Genomic DNA, 17,767 nt, shown 5'->3' on the forward strand with positions numbered 1-17,767 from the left:
CCGCGGCGCGGCGCGCCCGCGATTACTTGGTCAGGAGCCGCACGACTCGTGCGGCGCCCTTCAGATCATTTCGTAAGAATGAAGCCCTTCAGCTTCGAGAAGGCCGTTTCCAGCAGTTCTTTCTGCTGTGCGTAGTGCTTGTCGTAGTAACCCACGGCAGGCGACGCGGAGGCAGGACGGCCGGCATATGCCAGGCGCTGGCCCGCTTCCATGGACTCGAAGATGTTGTGCTGGATCTGGAACCACGGACCCTGGTTTTGCGGCTCGTCCTGCGCCCACACCACTTCGGCCAGGTTCGGGAACTTCTTCAGTTCAGCAGCGAAGGCCTTGTGCGGGAACGGGTACAGCTGTTCGACACGGATGATGGCCGTATCGGTCTGGCCGCGGGTCTTGCGGGCATTGGCCAGGTCGTAATACACCTTGCCGGAGCAGGCGATCACGCGCTTGACCTTCTTGGCATCGATCTTGTCATCGACTTCGCCGATCACGGTCTGGAACGCGCCCTTGGCCAGTTCGGTCAGCGGCGAACCTGCATCCTTGTTACGCAGCAGCGATTTCGGGGTCATGATGACCAGCGGCTTGCGGAACTGGCGCACCATCTGGCGGCGCAGCAGGTGGAAGATCTGCGATGCGGTGGTCGGCTGCACCACTTGCATATTGTTGTCAGCGCACAGTTGCAGGAAACGCTCAGGACGGGCGGAGGAGTGCTCCGGACCCTGGCCTTCGTAACCGTGCGGCAGCATCATGACCAGGCCGGAAGCGCGGCCCCACTTCACTTCGCCGGAGCTGATGAACTGGTCGATCACAACCTGGGCGCCGTTGACGAAGTCGCCGAACTGGGCTTCCCAGATGGTCAGGGTGTTCGGTTCGGCGGTCGAGTAGCCGTATTCGAAGCCCAGCACCGCCTCTTCGGACAGCACGGAGTCGATCACGGTGAACGGCGCCTGGCCTTCAGCGATGTTCTGCAGCGGGATGTAGGTGCCGGCGTCCCAACGCTCGCGGTTCTGGTCGTGCAGCACGGCGTGGCGGTGGGTGAAGGTGCCGCGGCCTGCGTCCTGGCCGGTCAGGCGGACAGCGTAGCCGGAGGACACCAGGGAAGCGTAGGCCAGGTGTTCGCCCATGCCCCAGTCCAGGTTCACTTCGCCGCGGCCCATGGCAGCGCGGTCGGCCAGCACTTTTTCCACCAGCGAGTGCACCTTGAAGTCTTCCGGCACGGTGGTGATGCGGGTCGCCAGGCGCTTCAGTTCAGTCATCGGCACGGCGGTATCGGCCGCGTCGGTCCACTTGCGGTTCAGGAACGGCAGCCAGTCGACGGCGTACTTGTTCTTGAAGTTTGAGATGACCGGATCCACGGTGTGCTTGCCGGCGTCCATGGCAGCGCGGTAGGCGGCCACCATGGAGTCGCCGCCTTCGGCCGGGATCACGCCCTGGGCAGCCAGCTTGTCCGCGTACAGCTTGCGGGTGCCTGGGTGCTTGGCGATCTTCTTGTACATCAGCGGCTGGGTCAGGGCTGGGGTGTCCTGCTCGTTGTGGCCCAGTTTGCGGTAGCAGATGATGTCGACCACGATGTCCTTGCCGAACTGCAGGCGGTAGTCCAGGGCGATCTGGGAGGCCAGGACCACGGCTTCAGGATCGTCGGCGTTCACGTGCAGCACCGGCGCTTCGATCATCTTCACGACGTCGGAGCAGTAGATGGTGGAGCGTGCGTCGCGCGGATCGGAGGTGGTGAAGCCGATCTGGTTGTTGATCACGATGTGAACGGTGCCGCCCGTGCCGTAGCCGCGGGTCTGCGCCAGGTTCAGGGTTTCCATCACAACGCCCTGGCCTGCGAACGCGGCGTCGCCGTGCACCAGGATAGGCAGCACTTGCGCGCCTTCCTTGTCGCCGCGGCGATCCATGCGCGCCTTGACCGAACCTTCAACCACCGGGTTGACGATTTCCAGGTGGGACGGGTTGAACGCCAGCGACAGGTGCACAGGGCCGCCCGCGGTGGAGATGTCGGACGAGAAGCCCTGGTGGTATTTCACGTCGCCGGCCGGCAGGTCTTCGGCGTGCTTGCCTTCGAATTCTTCGAACAGGTCTTTCGGCGCCTTGCCCAGGGTGTTGACCAGGACGTTCAGGCGGCCGCGGTGGGCCATGCCGATCACGATTTCCTGCACGCCTTTTTCGCCGGCGCGCTGGATGATTTCATCGATGGAAGCGATGAAGGTTTCGCCGCCTTCCAGCGAGAAGCGCTTCTGGCCGACGTACTTGGTGTGGAGGTAGCGCTCCAGGCCTTCAGCGGCGGTCAGGCGCTCCAGGATGTGCTTTTTCTTGTCAGCGGTGAAATTCGGGGTCGAGCGGATCGATTCCAGGCGCTCCTGCAGCCAGCGCTTTTCGGCCGGGTCGGAGATGTACATGTACTCCGCGCCGATGGAGCGGGTGTAGGTATCCTTCAGGAAGTTGGTCAGGTCGCGCAGGGACGCGGTCTCAGGACCGAAGTAGGTGTTGCTGATGTTGAATACGGTATCCTGGTCGGCGTCGGCGAAGCCGTAGAAGCTCGGTTCCAGTTCAGGGATGTTCGGACGCTCCTGGCGCTGCAGCGGGTCCAGGTTGGCCCAGCGAGAGCCCAGGTAACGGTAGGCTGCGATCAGCTGGGTGGCGGCCACGCGCTTGCGGCCCATTTCGGCGTCGGCGGATGCGACAACGGTGCGCATCGGGCCGGATTTCGCGCGCTCGGCGAAGGAGGCGATGACGGAGGAGTGGACGACGTCCGGCTTGTTGGAACCATCGACGGCTGGCACGTGCTGCATGGCGTCGAAGTACGCGCGCCAGTTGTCAGGCACGGAGCCCGGGTTTTCGAGGTACGCTTCGTAGAGTTCCTCTACGTACGGCGCATTCCCACCAAACAGGTAGGAAGTGGACGACTGCTGTTGCATCATTTTTTGCTCACCTTTCTTCGCGCTTCGCGAGGAATTAGCGGGTTTATCAAACCTTCCGCGACACGGCCTGACCGGTTAGCGGATTGCACATCAAGTTGTGGGGGGAAGGGCTCTGTAGTTTCCAGAATTTCCAAAAACGGTCGCCTAGCATAGCACTTTTCATTGAGGTGCAACAACCTTCACAATGCGAAATACCGTATGCTGATTGCCTTCCGCGCAATCATACAATTTTGCCAATTGACATTCTGCTTCCCATGCACACACTTGAAGAGCTCCGCGCCGGACGGCTGGCAGGCACAAAAACCATGCGCCTGTCCTGCGGCCTGACGGAATTCCCATCCGAGATCTTTTCGCTGGCCGATTCGCTCGAAGTTCTCGATTTGTCGGGCAATGCTTTGACGTCGCTGCCGGACGACCTGCCGCGTCTCCATCGCCTGCGCATTATTTTCTGCTCAAACAATCCCTTCACGCATCTGCCGGAAGTAATGGATTCGTGCCCTTCTTTGACCATGGTCGGTTTTAAATCTTGCCAGATTCGCCATGTTTCGCCGCGCGCTCTGCCGCCCCGGTTGCGCTGGCTGGTGCTGACCGATAACCGGATCGAGTCGCTGCCGGACGAAATCGGCGCGCTGCCGCTGCAGAAGCTGATGCTGGCGGGGAACCGCCTGCACGCCCTGCCCGCTTCGCTGGCTGCCTGCGCCACTCTCGAACTCCTGCGCATCTCGGCCAACCAGCTGCCCGCCCTGCCGGACTGGCTGGGCGAGCTGCCACGCCTGTCCTGGCTGGCCTTCGCCGGCAATCCATTCTCCCCGGCCCCCGCCGCTGCCGCCGTCCCGTCCATCCCCTGGTCTACCCTGACGCTCGGCCGCCAGCTCGGCGAAGGCGCCTCCGGCGTCATCTACGAAGCGATGCACGCCGGCCAGCCGGTCGCCGTGAAGCTGTTCAAAGGCGCCGTGACCAGCGACGGCCTGCCCGATTCCGAAATGGACGCCTGCATCGCCGCCGCGCCGCACCCCAACCTGATCCCCGTGCTCGGCCGCGTCGAAGGCCATCCGTCCGGCGCCCACGGCCTGGTGCTGGCCCTGATCGATCCCGACTACCACGTGCTGGCCGGACCGCCGTCGCTGGACAGCTGCACCCGCGACGTCTACCCCGCCGACCAGCGCTTCGACCTGCCGACCGTCCTGCGCATCGCCCTCGGCATCGCCTCCGCCGCCCGCCACCTGCACGAGCGCGGCATCCTGCACGGCGACCTGTACGCCCACAACATCCTGCACTGCCCCCAGCGCGGTCCTCTGCTCGGCGACTTCGGCGCCGCCGCCTTCGCGCCCCCGGAACACGCCGGCTGGCTAGAACGCCTCGAAGTCCGCGCCTTCGGCCACCTCCTCAGCGAACTCGCTACCCGCTGCGACGCCCGTGCCGCTGCCGCGCTCGCCGCATTGGCGTCGGAGTGCCTCGGCGCCCCGGCGCAGCGCCCGCTGTTCGCCGAAATAGAATCCCGTCTCGGAGTAGACATTCCGATCTAGATAATTTATTCTAGATTCATGACTACGAAAGCCCCACCCAAGCCCACCGCCTCCGAGCTGGAGATGCTGCGGCTGCTGTTCGAGCTGGGCCCGTCCACGGCCCGGCAAGTGCATGATGCGGCGGCCGAGACTCGGCCGGATTTGCAGTATGCCAACGTGCTGCGCACCTTGCAGGTGATGCACACCAAGGGTCTGCTGACGCGCGATGAGAGCCTGAAGGCGCATGTTTACGCGCCGGCGCAGGAGAAGGATTCGCTGCAAACCAGCCTGCTGAAGGATTTGATCCATAAGGCGTTTGCCGGGTCGGGCAAGGCGTTGATCCTGGCCGCGCTGCGCGGGGGACACGTCACGGCGAAGGAGCGGGCGGAGATTCAGCAGCTGCTCGACGATGAAAAACCAGAGGCGTGAACCTGGTGTCAGGCACGATGTGCCTGACACCTGCTTTGGGCCGTGGGTTCTAATCGAGAGTTAGCGGCTCTTGTCGGGATAGGCCGGCCGCGGCGGCCGGGCGGGCGGCGTTTTCGCCAGCTCGGCCTTGATCACCTCGATCGCCTTTTCCAGCTGAGGATCGCGTCCCGCGATCACCTCGGCCGGCGTCTGTTCGACCTCGATATCCGGCGGCACGCCCTCGTTCTCGACGCCCCAGCCGCCATCGCGGGTCCAGAACGCGAGATTAGGCGCGGTGATCGTGCCCCCGTCGAGCAGCACGGGGAAGCCGAGAATGCCCACCAGTCCGCCCCAGGTGCGCTTGCCAATCAGCGGACCCAGTTTGTTCTTGCGGAACATCCACGGCAGCAAATCCCCGCCCGAACCGGCCGTCTCGTCGATCAGCATGGCGCGCGGGCCCTGGATCGAGGCGGACGGCGTCTTCATGTCCGCGCCATAGCGCATCGCCCACCACGCAATCTCCTGCTTTTGCAGGATCTCGATGTAGTAATCGGCCAGGCTGCCGCCGCCGTTGAAGCGCTCGTCGATGATCACCGCATCCTTGTACGACTGCGGGAAGAAGTAGCGTTTGAAATACGTATGCCCCAGCGAAGCCGTATTCGGCACGTACACATAAGCCACCCGTCCATTGGTCGCTTCATTGACCTTGCGGATATTCCCCTCCACCCAGTCGCGGTTGCGCAGCGCATCCTCGCTGGCGACCGGCACCACGGTGATCGTGCGCGAGCCCTTGCCATCGGCCGACGGGCCGACCGTAATGTCGATCGCGCGGTTGGCCGTGTTCTCGAACGCCGAATACAGATTGACCGGCGGCGCCAGCGGACGCCCCTCGACCGCCAGCAGGTACTCGCCCGCCTTGACATTCAGCCCCGGCTCCGTCAGCGGCGCGCGCAGGGTCGGGTTCCAGTTCAGGCCACCGTAGACCTTGCGGAAGCGGTAATGGCCATTGGCGATTTCATAGTCCGCGCCCAGCAGGCCGCCCGGCACGGGGCGCGCATCGATGAAATTGTCCCCTCCCCCGCCGCGATGGTGCCCAACCGACAGCTCACTGCACAACCACTGCACTACGCGGTTGAGATCCGAGCGCGACGCCAGGTCCGGCAGGAACTGCGCGTACTTTTCGCGCATGGCCTTCCAGTCCACGCCATGCATATTCGGATCATAGAAATAATCGCGGTTGATGCGCCACGCTTCGTTAAAGATCTGCGGCCATTCGGCGCGCGGACTCGCCTTCACTTCCAACGCGTCGATGCGCAGCTTGCCCTCGGTGGCGCTGAGCAGCTTGCCCGTGGCCGAGCCCATCGCCCAGTTCTCCTTCTGCCGGTAGAGCAGCTTCTTGCCGTCCGCGCTGACCTCGAACTCGTCCGCTTCGGCGACCAGGGTTTCAGCCTTGCGCTCTTTCAGGTCGTAGCGCTGCACCTGCTTCTTGCCGTCGCTCTCGCGCAGATAGAAGATCTGGTTTTCCGCGCCCGCCTCCAGGTCGAAGTATTCGGATGCCGGCAGCGGGATATCGACCATACGCGTCGAGATGCCATCGAAATCGATGCGTATCGGCGCAACTGGCTTCAGCTTGACCTTGGGGTCGTCGCGGCCGGTGACGGGATCGACGGCCGGCTTTTCATCCTTCGCCGGCTCCTTTTTGTCCTGCGCGGCGGACGGCGGCTCGGGCTCCTTCGGCTGGGCCGCGCCCTTCTCTTCATCGCTTTCCTTAATCAGCGGCGACGGCAGGTCCTTGCGCAGCACGGTCAGCCAGATGGTGCGCGTGACGCGGTTGTCCTCGTTCTGCAGGGAGAACCAGTTGTTGCTGGGGCCCGCGTCCGTGGAGGCAAAGTAGTAGAGGTATTTGCCGCCCTTGTCGAACACCGGGTTGGCGACGTCGGACAGGCCGTCAGTCACGGCATAGGATTTGTTCTCGTCCAGCGAGTAGATATAAGCGGTGCGCGTATAGCTCAGGGAGTTGAGCGTGTAGGCGATCCAGCGCGAGTCCGGCGCCCAGGCGGCGGCCAGGGACTTGTTCACGCCATATAGCGGCTCGGTGGCGATTTTCCTGGTGACGCCGCTGGCCAGGTCGATCACGTACAGCGTCCAGGAGTTGTCGATGAAGGCGATCTTCTTGCAGTCGGGCGACCAGGCGATGCGCTCGTAGAAGCCGGCGCCCTGCAGCTTGTATTTGCGCGGCTCGCCCTTGCCGTCCTGCTGGCGCACATGCAGCGCGTATTCGCCGGATTCGTCGGAGAAGTAGGCGACCTGGCGGCCGTCCGGCGACCAGGACGGGCCGCGTTCGTGCACGCCCGGCGTTTGCGTCAGCCGGCGCACATCGCCCTTATCGGCGGGCAGCGTGAGGATGTCGCCGCGGAACTCGAAGGCGACGCGCGCGCCGGATGGCGACAGTGAGCTGTGGCGGATGTACTTCGCCCCGCGCACCCAGCGCTCGCGCGACAGGCCCAGATCCGCGCTCACGCCAATCACCAGCCGCCGCGCGCCCGCCCCGCCCGGTCCGGCCCCGTCGAGGTCCAGCATGTGCAGATAGCCCGCTTGCTCATAAATGATCCGGTTGCCGTACGCCGCCGCGTTCAGCACGGGGAAGTCGGCATGCCGCGTCACCTGGCTGACGGCGCGGGTGCGCGTGTCATACACCCACAGATTGAACTCGCCCACCCGATCGGAGCGGAAGTAGATCCGGTCGCCGATCCACATCGGATCGACATCGTTGACGCGCGTCTCAGGCTGGGGAATCTTCTCCACAGACCGGTCAGAAGAATTGAACAACCAGATGACCGAAGTGAGCCCGCCGCGGTAGCGCTTCCATTGCAGGAAGGCTGGCGAAGTCGGGTTATAGGCGATGCGCCGCCCGTCCGGCGAATAGGTGGCACGGGATGCGTTGGGAATTTCCAGCTCAGTTTCCACGCCGCCCGACACGGGCACGGTGAACAGCTTGCGAAAACGGTTATTGAAGGCCGCGCGCGTGGACGTGAACATCACATTTCGCGAGTCCGGCGTGAAAGCCTGCACCAGGTCCGGTCCCGGATGCCAGGTGAGACGCTGCGGCACGCCGCCGCTGACGGGCAGCACATACACATCGGTATTGCCATCCACCTGGGCGCTGTAGGCAATCAGCCTGCCGTCCGGCGAGAACTGGGGATTGGATTTCTCGCCGACGTCGGACGTCAGGCGCCGAACGCCGCCACCATCATGGTTGGCCAGCCATAAATCGCCTCCGTAGATAAAGGCGATATGCTCGCGCGAGATAGCGGGTTCGGCCAGCAGGCGGGTATCGGAAGTATTGGGAACGGCCCAGGAAGCCAGCGGCAGCAGGGCCAGTGCAAGGCTGAGAACTCGGGTGAACAGCAAAGCGTGCCTCCTCAACAGGTAAGAAGATTGCCCGGCGCCGCGCGAGCCCAAGCGGGCGTCGCACGTTGCCGAATTGGATCACACTAGCAAGCAGAAAATAAGCGGACAGGCAAGCCGGCAGCCGCCGCCATTATTTCGCCGGCAACAACAATAGCACACCACTGTCGGGGAGATCATGGACACTCCAGGCGACCAGGCTCGGGTCGGCGCTGTCCCGCTCGCGGACATCATGAATCTGCTCGCCGGTACTTTCTATGTGCTCGATGAAGCGGGCCACTTCATCCTGTGGAACCGGCGACTGGAACAAACCACCGGACTCGATGCCGCCCAGCTGAGCACCGTGCACATGCTGGACATGGTCGATCCGTCCGACCGCCCCAAAGTCGCCAACGCCTTCTGCGAAGCCCTGCAGCAGCAGGAACAGGTGCAGCTGGAAGCCAATCTCAACCTGCGCGGACAGCGCCTGCCCTACCTGCTGTTCGGCTCCCGCCTGCAAACGGACGGCCGCAACTACCTGTGCGGCATGGGCGTGGACCTCAGCCACAGCCACCGGCAGCAGGAAGCGCTGCGGCTGCGCGAGCGCGCGCTGCATGCGGCCAGCAACGGCATCGTCATCACCCGCTGCGACGGCGACGACAATCCCATCGAATACGTCAACCCGGCCTTTGAACGCATCACCGGCTACCCGGCCGCAGAGGTGGTGGGCCGCGATTCGCGGCTGATGGCGGCGCCGGGGCTGGACTGGGCGCAACGCGCCCGCACTGCAGGAGGCGGTAGCAGCGCGCCGTCCCTGCTCGGTCGTGCTGCGCAACCAGCGCAAGGACGGCCAGCTGTTCTGGAATCAGCTCTCCGTCACGCCGGTGGGCGATGGCGGCGGCAACATCACCCACTTCATCGGCATCCTGGAAGACATCACGGCGCTCCGGGAGCGCACGGCCCAGCTGGAGCACCAGGTCACCCACGATCCGCTGACCGGCGTGGCCAACCGCACCCTGCTGCGCGACCGCATGGAGCATGCCATCCACGCCGCCCACCGCACGGGCGGCAATGTGGCCGTCGCCCTGCTGGACCTGAACAAGTTCAAGGAAATCAATGACACCATGGGCCATGATGCGGGCGACCAGGTGTTGCGGCAGGTTGCGCACCGCCTGCTGTGCGCCGTGCGCGACACTGATACCGTGGCACGCCTGGGCGGCGATGAATTCGTGCTGGTCCTGGCCGAACAACCCAACCTGCGCTTCACGCTGCGCATGATCGACCGTGTGCGTCAGGCGCTGGCCCAGGACCTGCGCATCGATGGGCGCGACATCTCCATCGGCGCCAGCATGGGCGTGGCGATCTACCCGCAGGATGGCGACAATTTCTCGGCCTTGCTGAAGGCCGCCGATGCAGCCATGTACACCGGCAAGGGCGGCGGCCCGGGCGCAGTCCACTTCTATTCGCCGGACATGGCCACCAGTTCCGAGAGCCGCCAGCGCATGGAAACGGCGCTGCGCGAGGCGCTCTCCGGCGACCAGCTGTATCTCAAATATCAGCCGCACGTGTGCGTCGCCACCGGCGAGCTGCAGGGGCTGGAAGCCTTGCTGCGCTGGCGCCATCCCGAACGCGGCGAACTGCTGCCGGCGGATTTCCTGCCCGACGCGGAGGAGAATGGCCTGATCATCCCCCTCGGGCGGCGCGTGCTGGAAGACGTGTGCGCCACGCTCAGCCATTTATCGGCCACCGGCCATGGCGGGGTGCCGATCTCGATCAATGCCTCCAGCCGCGAATACATCCAGCGCGACTACCTTCCGCACATCGAGCGGCGCATGAAGCATTACGCCATTCCGCTTGAGCGGCTGGAAATCGATTTGAAGGAATCGCAGCTGATGAACAACCCGGAACGCGCGCAGCGCCTGGCGCACAGCATGCAGCACCTGGGCGTAGGACTGAATATCGACGAATTCGGCGCCGGCGCCTCCAACCTCGCCTGCCTGGGCGGCATGGCGGTGCGCCGGCTGAAAATGCATGGCGGCCCCCATGGCGCACTCACCAAGATCATGCTGGAGATCGGGCACAACCTGAACGTGAAGGTGGTCGCCACCTGCGTGGAAACCGAGTCGCAGTTCGCCTACCTGGCCGCCAACGGCTGCAGCAGCATGCAGGGCTATTACGTCAGCCAGCCGCTGGCGCAGCCTGAGCTCGAACATTGGCTGGCGCGCCGCTGACGCCAGCAAAAACCAGGGGCGTGAACCTGGTGTCAGGCACATCGTGCCTGACACCTGCTTTGGGCCATGGGTTTAAAAAAAGCCAGCGCGAAGGCTGGCTTTTTTACTGAATCAGCAAGGATTACTTGCGTGCCTTCAGCGGCGGCACATCGCGCACGGCGGCGCCGACGAACAGCTGGCGCGGACGGCCGATCTTCTGTTCCGGATCGGCGATCATTTCGTTCCACTGAGCGATCCAGCCGATGGTGCGGGCCATGGCGAAGATACCGGTGAACAGCGAGACCGGGATGCCCAGGGCCGACTGCACGATGCCCGAGTAGAAGTCCACGTTCGGGTACAGCTTGCGGGACACGAAGTACTCGTCGTTCAGCGCAATCTTTTCCAGTTCCATGGCCAGCTTGAACAGCGGGTCGTCCTGCAGGCCCAGTTCGTTCAGCACTTCGTAGCAGGTTTCGCGCATCAGCTTCGCACGCGGGTCGAAGTTCTTGTACACGCGGTGACCGAAGCCCATCAGTTTCACGCCGGAGTTCTTGTCCTTCACTTGTGCGATGAAGGCAGGGATGTTCTCGACGGTGCCGATTTCCTTCAGCATGTTCAGTGCAGCTTCGTTCGCGCCGCCGTGGGCAGGGCCCCACAGGCAGGCGATACCGGCAGCGATACAGGCGAACGGATTCGCTCCCGAGGAACCGGCCAGGCGGACGGTCGAGGTGGATGCGTTCTGCTCGTGGTCTGCGTGCAGGATCAGGATGCGGTCCAGGGCGCGCACCAGCACGTCGTTGACCTTGTACTCTTCGCACGGATTGCCGAACATCATGCGCATGAAGTTCGCGGAGTACGACAGGTCGTTGCGCGGGTACATGAACGGCTGGCCGATCGAGTACTTGTATGCCATGGCGACCAGGGTTGGCATCTTGGCGATCAGGCGGATCGCGGAGATTTCACGCTGCTTGGCATCGTTGATGTCCAGCGAGTCGTGGTAGAACGAAGCCAGCGCGCCGACGGTGCCAACCAGCACGGACATCGGGTGCGCGTCGCGGCGGAAGCCGCGGAAGAAGAACTGCATCTGCTCGTGCACCATGGTGTGCTTGCTCACGGTATCGACGAACTTCTTCTTGTCCACTTCGTTCGGCAGTTCGCCGTTCAGCAGCAGGTAGCAGGTCTCCATGAAGTCGGCGTTCACGGCCAGCTGCTCGATCGGGTAGCCGCGGTATTGCAGCTCGCCCTTGTCGCCGTCGATGTAGGTGATCGAGGAGTTGCAGGACGCGGTGGACATGAAGCCCGGGTCATAGGTGAACTTGCCGGTTGCGCCGTACAGTTTGCGGATGTCGATGACGTCCGGACCAACGGTGCCTTTGTAGATCGGCATGTCGACCGATGGGCTGCCATCCGAGAACGACAGTGTTGCTTTGGTTTCAGAGGTGTTCATAGGACTCTTCCTTCCTGGAGAGATGCATCAAATGTAAAGACTTTACTCTGGCGGCGCAGGCCATCAGGCCTGGCGCAGGCGTTGCAGCAGTGCGTGCACATGCGGCAGATCGATCTCGCCTTCCGGCTCCTTGCGGGCCAGCACCAGATCCATCAGCGCATTGTCCGACAAATCGAGGAGCCGCGTCAGCGCGTCCACTTCTTCGTCGGTCAATTCCGTTTCGTGCGCATCGAGAAAACGCGTCAGGATGATGTCGTTTTCCAGCAGGCCCCGGCGTGCGCGCCAGCGCAGGCGCGCACGGTTGGCGGGGTCGTTTTGATGCGAACGTTTTTCCAGTTCAGCCATACAAAATCAGATGGCGCGGCGAACCATCAGTTCCTTGATCTTGCCGATAGCCTTGTTCGGATTCAGACCCTTCGGGCACACGTCCACGCAGTTCATGATGGAGTGGCAGCGGAACAGGCGGTATGGGTCTTCCAGGTTGTCCAGGCGCTGGCCGGTCGCTTCGTCGCGCGAGTCGGCGATGAAGCGGTAGGCTTGCAGCAGGCCGGCCGGGCCGACGAACTTGTCCGGGTTCCACCAGAACGACGGGCAGGAGGTCGAGCAGCAGGCGCACAGGATGCACTCGTACAGGCCGTCCAGCTCTTCGCGTTCGGCAGGCGACTGCAGGCGCTCCTTCTCCGGCGGGATCGAGTCGTTGATCAGGAACGGCTTGATCGAGTCGTACTGCTTGAAGAACTGGGTCATGTCCACGATCAGGTCGCGGATCACCGGCAGGCCTGGCAGAGGGCGCAGCACAATTGGCTCGCTCAGCTCGTTCAGGTTGGTGGTGCAGGCCAGGCCGTTCTTGCCGTTGATGTTCATCGCGTCCGAACCGCACACGCCTTCGCGGCAGGAGCGGCGCAGGGCCAGCGAATCGTCAACGTCGGACTTGATGCGCTGCAGTGCATCCAGCAGCATCTTGTCGGTGTCCTTCAGCTCGACGGTCACGTCTTGCATATAAGGTTTGGCATCCTTGTCCGGATCGTAGCGGTAAATCTTGAGTTTGAGAGTACGTGCCATGTTGATGAGGCCCCTGCTTAGAAAGTACGTGGTTTCGGTTTGAAGGTATCGACGGTCAGCGGCTTGGTCACGACTGGCTTGTATTCCAGGCGATTGCCTTCCGAGAACCACAGCGTGTGCTTCATCCAGTTGTCGTCGTCGCGATGCGGGTAATCGTTATGGGCGTGGGCGCCGCGCGATTCCTTGCGTGCTACAGCGGAAGTGATGGTGGCCTTGGCGGTTTCGATCAGGTTGTCCAGTTCCAGCGCTTCCACGCGGGCGGTGTTGAAGACCTTGGACTTGTCCTGGAAGGAGACGTGCTTGCGGCGCTCGTCCAGCTTCATGATCTCATCGTAGCCCTGCTTCAGCATGTCGTCGGTACGGAACACGCCGCAGTACTTCTGCATGGTGGCGCGGATATCGTTGGCCACGTTCTGCACGCGCTCGCCGCCGGTGGAGGTTTCCAGCTTGTTCAGGCGGTTCATCGCGAAGTCGGCTGCGTCTTTCGGCAGCGGCTTGTTTTCCTTCTCTTCCAGGTGGGTCTTGACCACGTGGTTGCCCGCTGCGCGGCCAAACACGACCAGGTCCAGCAGGGAGTTGGTGCCCAGGCGGTTGGCGCCGTGCACGGAAACGCAGGCGCATTCGCCGATTGCGTACAGGCCGTTGACGATTTTCTGGCTGCCGTCGCCGGCAGGCACGACCACCTGGCCGTGGATATTGGTCGGGATACCGCCCATCTGGTAGTGGATGGTCGGCACGACAGGGATCGGTTCCTTGGTCGCGTCGACGTTGGCGAACTTGTGGCCGATTTCCAGGATCGACGGCAGGCGCTTCTTGATGGTGTCCGAGCCGATGTGGCGCAGGTCCAGCAGCACGTGGTCCTTGTTCGGACCGCAGCCGCGGCCTTCCTTGATTTCCTGGTCCATGGAGCGGGACACGAAGTCGCGCGGCGCCAGGTCTTTCAGGGTCGGAGCATAGCGCTCCATGAAGCGTTCACCGTTCGAGTTGATCAGGATGCCGCCTTCGCCGCGCACGCCTTCGGTGATCAGTACGCCCGCACCGGACACGCCGGTCGGGTGGAACTGCCAGAATTCCATGTCCTGCAGCGGCAGGCCGGCGCGTGCCGCCATGCCCATGCCGTCGCCGGTGTTGATGAAGGCGTTGGTCGACGCTGCGAAGATACGGCCTGCGCCGCCGGTGGCGAAGATGGTGGTCTTCGCTTCCAGGATCATGCATTCGCCGGTTTCCATTTCCAGGGCCACCACGCCGACCACGTCGCCATCGGCGTCGCGGACCAGGTCCAGGGCCATCCACTCGACGAAGAAGTGAGTGCGGGCGCGCACATTGCGCTGATACAGGGTGTGCAGCAGGGCGTGGCCGGTACGGTCAGCCGCGGCGCAGGCGCGCTGCACGGCTTTTTCGCCGAAGTTGGCGGTGTGGCCGCCGAACGGACGCTGATAAATGGTGCCGTCCGGGTTACGGTCGAACGGCATGCCGAAGTGTTCCAGCTCATACACGACCTTTGGTGCTTCGCGGCACATGAATTCGATCGCATCCTGGTCGCCGAGGTAGTCGCCACCCTTCACGGTGTCGAACATATGCCAGTACCAGTTGTCTTCCGCCATATTGCCCAGCGAAGCGCCGATACCGCCCTGCGCCGCCACGGTGTGGGAGCGGGTCGGGAACACTTTGGACAGCACGGCCACATTCAGGCCGGCTTCCGCCAGTTGCAGGGAAGCGCGCATGCCGGAACCGCCGGCGCCGACGATCACCGCGTCAAAGCGGCGGGTTGGGATTGCAGATTTGATAGCTGCCACGATTAAACACTCCAGAGAATCTGTACCGACCATACGGCGCAGCCGACCAGCCAGGCGATGGTAATGATTTGCAGGGCCAGGCGCACGCCGACGGGCTTGACGTAGTCCATCCAGATATCGCGCATGCCTACCCAGGCGTGATAGAACAGGGCGGCGAAGGTCACCAGGGTGAACAGCTTGAACCACTGTTGGGCGAACAGGCCGGCCCAGCCCTCATAGGTATAGTTCGACGAAGTGAAGAAAGTCACCAGCAGGATGGCGGTGTAGATCACCATCAGCACGGCGGTCACGCGCTGCGCCAGCCAGTCTTTCAGGCCGTAGTGGGCGCCGACGACGAGGCGCTTCGGGCCGATATTATTGTTAGCCATTTAGAACACTCCAAACAATTTCAGTGCGACCAGCAGGGTCACGACGGTGGCGATCACCAGCACGGTGGCCGCGGACTTGCGGGCGGAATCCTTGTCGAGGCCGACGTGGGTATCCATGATCAGGTGGCGCACGCCGGAGCAGAAGTGCTGCGTATAGCCCCAGATCAGCGCCAGGAAAATCAGCTTGACGAGCGGGGTGGAGGCGATGCCCTGGAAGTAGGCGAAGGAATACTCGGAACGGAGGCTCTGCTCCAGCAGGTAGAGCACGACCGGCAGCAGGCCGAACAGCAGGAAGCCGCTGATGCGGTGCAAAATGGATACGAGGCCGGCCAGCGGCAGGCGATAGTTCGACAGCTCCGTTACATGAATATTCCGGAACTCCCGCCGTTCTTTTTTCGGTGCTTCCCGCACGGCTTCAGACATGACACAACCTCCTTGTACTTATTGCTAATTGATTGCAAAAAAAATGGTGAGTATGCGATTTTCGCCTATTTCTGCCCCACAAACCAATATGTATTGTTACATATAACCAAAATTTTATTGCGGCGCATCCAAAAGTTATCGACCCGCTAACACGCCTCAACTCAAGTCATTTTGATAGTGGTGGCGCTCGGTCAGATACAGGCCGCGCCGCAATTCCACCGGTTTGTCTCCGTAGGTATAAGACACCCGCTCGCTGGCCAGCAACGGCGTGCCGGCCGCCACTTTCAGCAGCTCGGCATCACCCTCCCCGGCGCACACGGCGCGGATTTTTCGGCCGCGCGGATCATGCGCGTGCCGAATTCGGATTCGAACAGGCCATACATCGGCCCCTTGTACTCGTTCAGGCGTTCGGCGGTCAGGCCTTTGAAGATCAGGCCGGGCAGCCACATTTCTTCGACGATGGTCGGCACGCCGTCGAACGACTGCACACGCTTGATGTAGACGACCGAGTCACCGGATTTTAGATCAAGCAGGCGCGCCACGTCGGCGGGCGCACGCAGCCGCTTGACCTCGATGAATTTGCTCTCCGGGTAGTGCGGCACGCCCTCGTCCGGCATCAGGCGCAGGAAGCGGAAATGGGCGCGTTCCTCGTGGTGGGTGGAGACGAAAGTACCCTTGCCCTGCTTGCGCACCACCAGGTTCTCCGCCGCCAGCTCGTCGATCGCCTTGCGCACCGTGCCCTGGCTGACCTTGAAGCGGCCGGCCAGTTCAACTTCGCTGGGAATCAGCTCGCCCGGCTTCCATTCGCCGGACTGCAGGCTCTGCGTGATGAGGGCCTTGATCTGCTGGTAGAGGGGAGAAAAAGTGGGAGATGGACCTGCCGCCGCACTTGGGGCGGGCGCCGCTGGCGCACTTGCGCCGTTGTTGTTCTGATTGGGCGGGACGGGGTTCATAGACCGCGATTTCACCACAAAAGCCCTTGCGCGTCCAGAAAAACCCGCATACTTATCTGTCTTATATAAGACATAAGATACGATTGACAGTGAGCAAATAGAAGCCTACACTCGCCGTCGATGCTGGTCCTGGCAGCCTTGCGTACGCGCCGACCTGAACAGGATGAGCATAGTTCGTGCAGCGTGCAAATTCAACCACGTTGTTGCGGTATCATTACGTGCTTCGGACCGTTTTCTATTCCAACTTTGGAGATTCATCATGGCTAAAACCCCAATGCGTGTTGCCGTCACCGGCGCTGCCGGCCAGATCGGCTATTCCCTGCTGTTCCGCATCGCCAACGGCGACATGCTGGGCAAAGACCAGCCAGTTATCCTGCAACTGCTCGAAATCCCGGACGAGAAAGCCCAGAAAGCGCTGAAAGGCGTGATGATGGAAATCGACGACTGCGCTTTCCCGCTGCTGGCCGGCATGACCGCCCACTCCGACCCGATGACCGCCTTCAAGGATGCCGACGTGGCCCTGCTGGTTGGCGCGCGTCCGCGTGGCCCGGGCATGGAGCGCAAGGACCTGCTGGAAGCTAACGCACAGATCTTCACCGTGCAGGGCAAGGCGCTGGACGCCGTCGCTTCGCGCAACGTGAAGGTGCTGGTGGTCGGCAACCCTGCCAACACCAACGCATATATCGCAATGAAGTCGGCGCCTTCCCTGCCGGCCAAGAACTTCACCGCCATGCTGCGCCTGGACCACAACCGCGCCCTGTCGCAAGTGGCTGCCAAGACCGGCACCCAGGTGAAAGACATTGAAAAGCTGACCGTATGGGGCAACCACTCCCCGACCATGTACGCCGACTACCGCTTCGCCACCGTGAACGGCAAGTCCGTCAAGGAACTGATCAACGACCAGGAATGGAACGCCAACACCTTCCTGCCGACCGTGGGCAAGCGCGGCGCAGCGATCATCGAAGCGCGCGGCCTGTCTTCCGCCGCTTCCGCAGCCAATGCAGCGATCGACCACGTGCGTGACTGGGTACTGGGCACCAACGGCAAGTGGACCACCATGGGTGTTCCATCCGACGGTTCCTACGGCATCCCTGAAGGCATCATGTTCGGCTTCCCGGTGACCACCGAGAACGGCGAATACAAGATCGTCCAGGGCCTGGAAATCGACGCGTTCTCGCAAGAGCGCATCAATCTCACGCTGAAGGAACTGACCGAAGAGCGTGAAGGCGTGAAGCACCTGCTGCCGTAATCCATCCGTAACACAGTGGAACCGGTCAAACCACCGAT

Annotated in this window: 12 protein-coding genes and 2 pseudogenes; 5 read left to right on the forward strand and 9 right to left on the reverse strand. The window is 62.7% G+C overall.

Annotation, left to right across the window (positions count from 1 at the left end; all coding sequences use genetic code 11):
• Positions 1-65: 65 nt before the first annotated feature.
• Positions 66-2,921 (reverse strand): 2-oxoglutarate dehydrogenase E1 component, encoded by a 2,856-nt coding sequence (locus ACHMW6_RS24405; RefSeq protein ID WP_395400671.1) that lies wholly within the window; start codon positions 2,919-2,921, stop codon positions 66-68.
• A 254-nt stretch (positions 2,922-3,175) separates the two neighbouring features.
• On the opposite strand from ACHMW6_RS24405, the gene ACHMW6_RS24410 reads away from it, so the two are divergent.
• Entirely contained in the window at positions 3,176-4,447 is a 1,272-nt protein-coding gene (locus tag ACHMW6_RS24410; protein ID WP_395400673.1) for a leucine-rich repeat-containing protein kinase family protein, read from the forward strand.
• Between the two features lie 18 nt (positions 4,448-4,465).
• Positions 4,466-4,855: a BlaI/MecI/CopY family transcriptional regulator gene (locus ACHMW6_RS24415; protein WP_395400675.1), complete on the forward strand. Its 390-nt coding sequence runs from the start codon at positions 4,466-4,468 to the stop codon at positions 4,853-4,855.
• 60 nt (positions 4,856-4,915) lie between these two features.
• On the opposite strand, the gene ACHMW6_RS24420 is transcribed toward ACHMW6_RS24415, so the two are convergent.
• Positions 4,916-8,245 carry a PDZ domain-containing protein gene (locus ACHMW6_RS24420; protein WP_395400677.1) on the reverse strand — a complete coding sequence of 1,110 codons (3,330 nt, stop codon included), beginning with the start codon at positions 8,243-8,245 and terminating at the stop codon, positions 4,916-4,918.
• A gap of 229 nt (positions 8,246-8,474) precedes the next feature.
• On the opposite strand from ACHMW6_RS24420, the pseudogene ACHMW6_RS24425 reads away from it, so the two are divergent.
• Positions 8,475-8,969, forward strand: a pseudogene (locus ACHMW6_RS24425) (PAS domain S-box protein); the annotation flags it as partial.
• A gap of 76 nt (positions 8,970-9,045) precedes the next feature.
• Positions 9,046-10,452 carry a putative bifunctional diguanylate cyclase/phosphodiesterase gene (locus ACHMW6_RS24430; RefSeq protein ID WP_395400679.1) on the forward strand — a complete coding sequence of 469 codons (1,407 nt, stop codon included), beginning with the start codon at positions 9,046-9,048 and terminating at the stop codon, positions 10,450-10,452.
• Positions 10,453-10,573: 121 nt separating this feature from the next.
• On the opposite strand, the gene gltA is transcribed toward ACHMW6_RS24430, so the two are convergent.
• The 7 genes and pseudogenes from gltA to ACHMW6_RS24465 all read right to left on the reverse strand — a co-directional run bounded on the left by gltA (position 10,574) and on the right by ACHMW6_RS24465 (position 16,480).
• On the reverse strand, positions 10,574-11,878 hold the full coding sequence (gltA, locus tag ACHMW6_RS24435; protein ID WP_395400681.1) for a citrate synthase: 1,305 nt from the start codon (positions 11,876-11,878) through the stop codon (positions 10,574-10,576).
• A 63-nt stretch (positions 11,879-11,941) separates the two neighbouring features.
• Positions 11,942-12,223, reverse strand: coding sequence for a succinate dehydrogenase assembly factor 2 (locus ACHMW6_RS24440; protein WP_395400683.1), 282 nt, complete (start codon positions 12,221-12,223; stop codon positions 11,942-11,944).
• Between the two features lie 6 nt (positions 12,224-12,229).
• Positions 12,230-12,940: a succinate dehydrogenase iron-sulfur subunit gene (locus tag ACHMW6_RS24445; RefSeq protein WP_395400685.1), complete on the reverse strand. Its 711-nt coding sequence runs from the start codon at positions 12,938-12,940 to the stop codon at positions 12,230-12,232.
• Positions 12,941-12,957: 17 nt separating this feature from the next.
• Positions 12,958-14,736 carry a succinate dehydrogenase flavoprotein subunit gene (gene sdhA, locus ACHMW6_RS24450; RefSeq protein ID WP_395400687.1) on the reverse strand — a complete coding sequence of 593 codons (1,779 nt, stop codon included), beginning with the start codon at positions 14,734-14,736 and terminating at the stop codon, positions 12,958-12,960.
• Positions 14,737-14,738: 2 nt separating this feature from the next.
• Positions 14,739-15,104: a succinate dehydrogenase, hydrophobic membrane anchor protein gene (sdhD, locus tag ACHMW6_RS24455; RefSeq protein ID WP_395400689.1), complete on the reverse strand. Its 366-nt coding sequence runs from the start codon at positions 15,102-15,104 to the stop codon at positions 14,739-14,741.
• The gene (gene sdhC, locus ACHMW6_RS24460; protein WP_395400691.1) at positions 15,105-15,527 is read right to left on the reverse strand and encodes a succinate dehydrogenase, cytochrome b556 subunit; all 423 of its coding nucleotides are present in this window, start codon (positions 15,525-15,527) and stop codon (positions 15,105-15,107) included.
• A gap of 156 nt (positions 15,528-15,683) precedes the next feature.
• Positions 15,684-16,480 (reverse strand): annotated as a pseudogene (locus tag ACHMW6_RS24465) (GntR family transcriptional regulator).
• Positions 16,481-16,739: 259 nt separating this feature from the next.
• Between ACHMW6_RS24465 and ACHMW6_RS24470 the strand changes: the two are divergent.
• Complete coding sequence (locus ACHMW6_RS24470; RefSeq protein ID WP_395400693.1) at positions 16,740-17,729, forward strand: malate dehydrogenase; 990 nt, start codon at positions 16,740-16,742, stop codon at positions 17,727-17,729.
• Positions 17,730-17,767 lie beyond the last annotated feature (38 nt).

The sequence above is a fragment of the Pseudoduganella sp. UC29_106 genome (assembly GCF_044055365.1).
Taxonomy (GTDB): Bacteria; Pseudomonadota; Gammaproteobacteria; order Burkholderiales; family Burkholderiaceae_D; genus Rugamonas.

Excerpts from the sequence above, each read along its gene's own strand:
- ACHMW6_RS24405 (WP_395400671.1), bottom strand. The coding sequence starts at position 2,921 with ATGATGCAACAGCAGTCGTCCACTTCCTACCTGTTTGGTGGGAATGCG.
- ACHMW6_RS24410 (WP_395400673.1), top strand. The coding sequence starts at position 3,176 with ATGCACACACTTGAAGAGCTCCGCGCCGGACGGCTGGCAGGCACAAAA.
- ACHMW6_RS24415 (WP_395400675.1), top strand. The coding sequence starts at position 4,466 with ATGACTACGAAAGCCCCACCCAAGCCCACCGCCTCCGAGCTGGAGATG.
- gltA (WP_395400681.1), bottom strand. The coding sequence starts at position 11,878 with ATGAACACCTCTGAAACCAAAGCAACACTGTCGTTCTCGGATGGCAGC.
- ACHMW6_RS24440 (WP_395400683.1), bottom strand. The coding sequence starts at position 12,223 with ATGGCTGAACTGGAAAAACGTTCGCATCAAAACGACCCCGCCAACCGT.
- ACHMW6_RS24445 (WP_395400685.1), bottom strand. The coding sequence starts at position 12,940 with ATGGCACGTACTCTCAAACTCAAGATTTACCGCTACGATCCGGACAAG.
- sdhD (WP_395400689.1), bottom strand. The coding sequence starts at position 15,104 with ATGGCTAACAATAATATCGGCCCGAAGCGCCTCGTCGTCGGCGCCCAC.
- sdhC (WP_395400691.1), bottom strand. The coding sequence starts at position 15,527 with ATGTCTGAAGCCGTGCGGGAAGCACCGAAAAAAGAACGGCGGGAGTTC.
- ACHMW6_RS24470 (WP_395400693.1), top strand. The coding sequence starts at position 16,740 with ATGGCTAAAACCCCAATGCGTGTTGCCGTCACCGGCGCTGCCGGCCAG.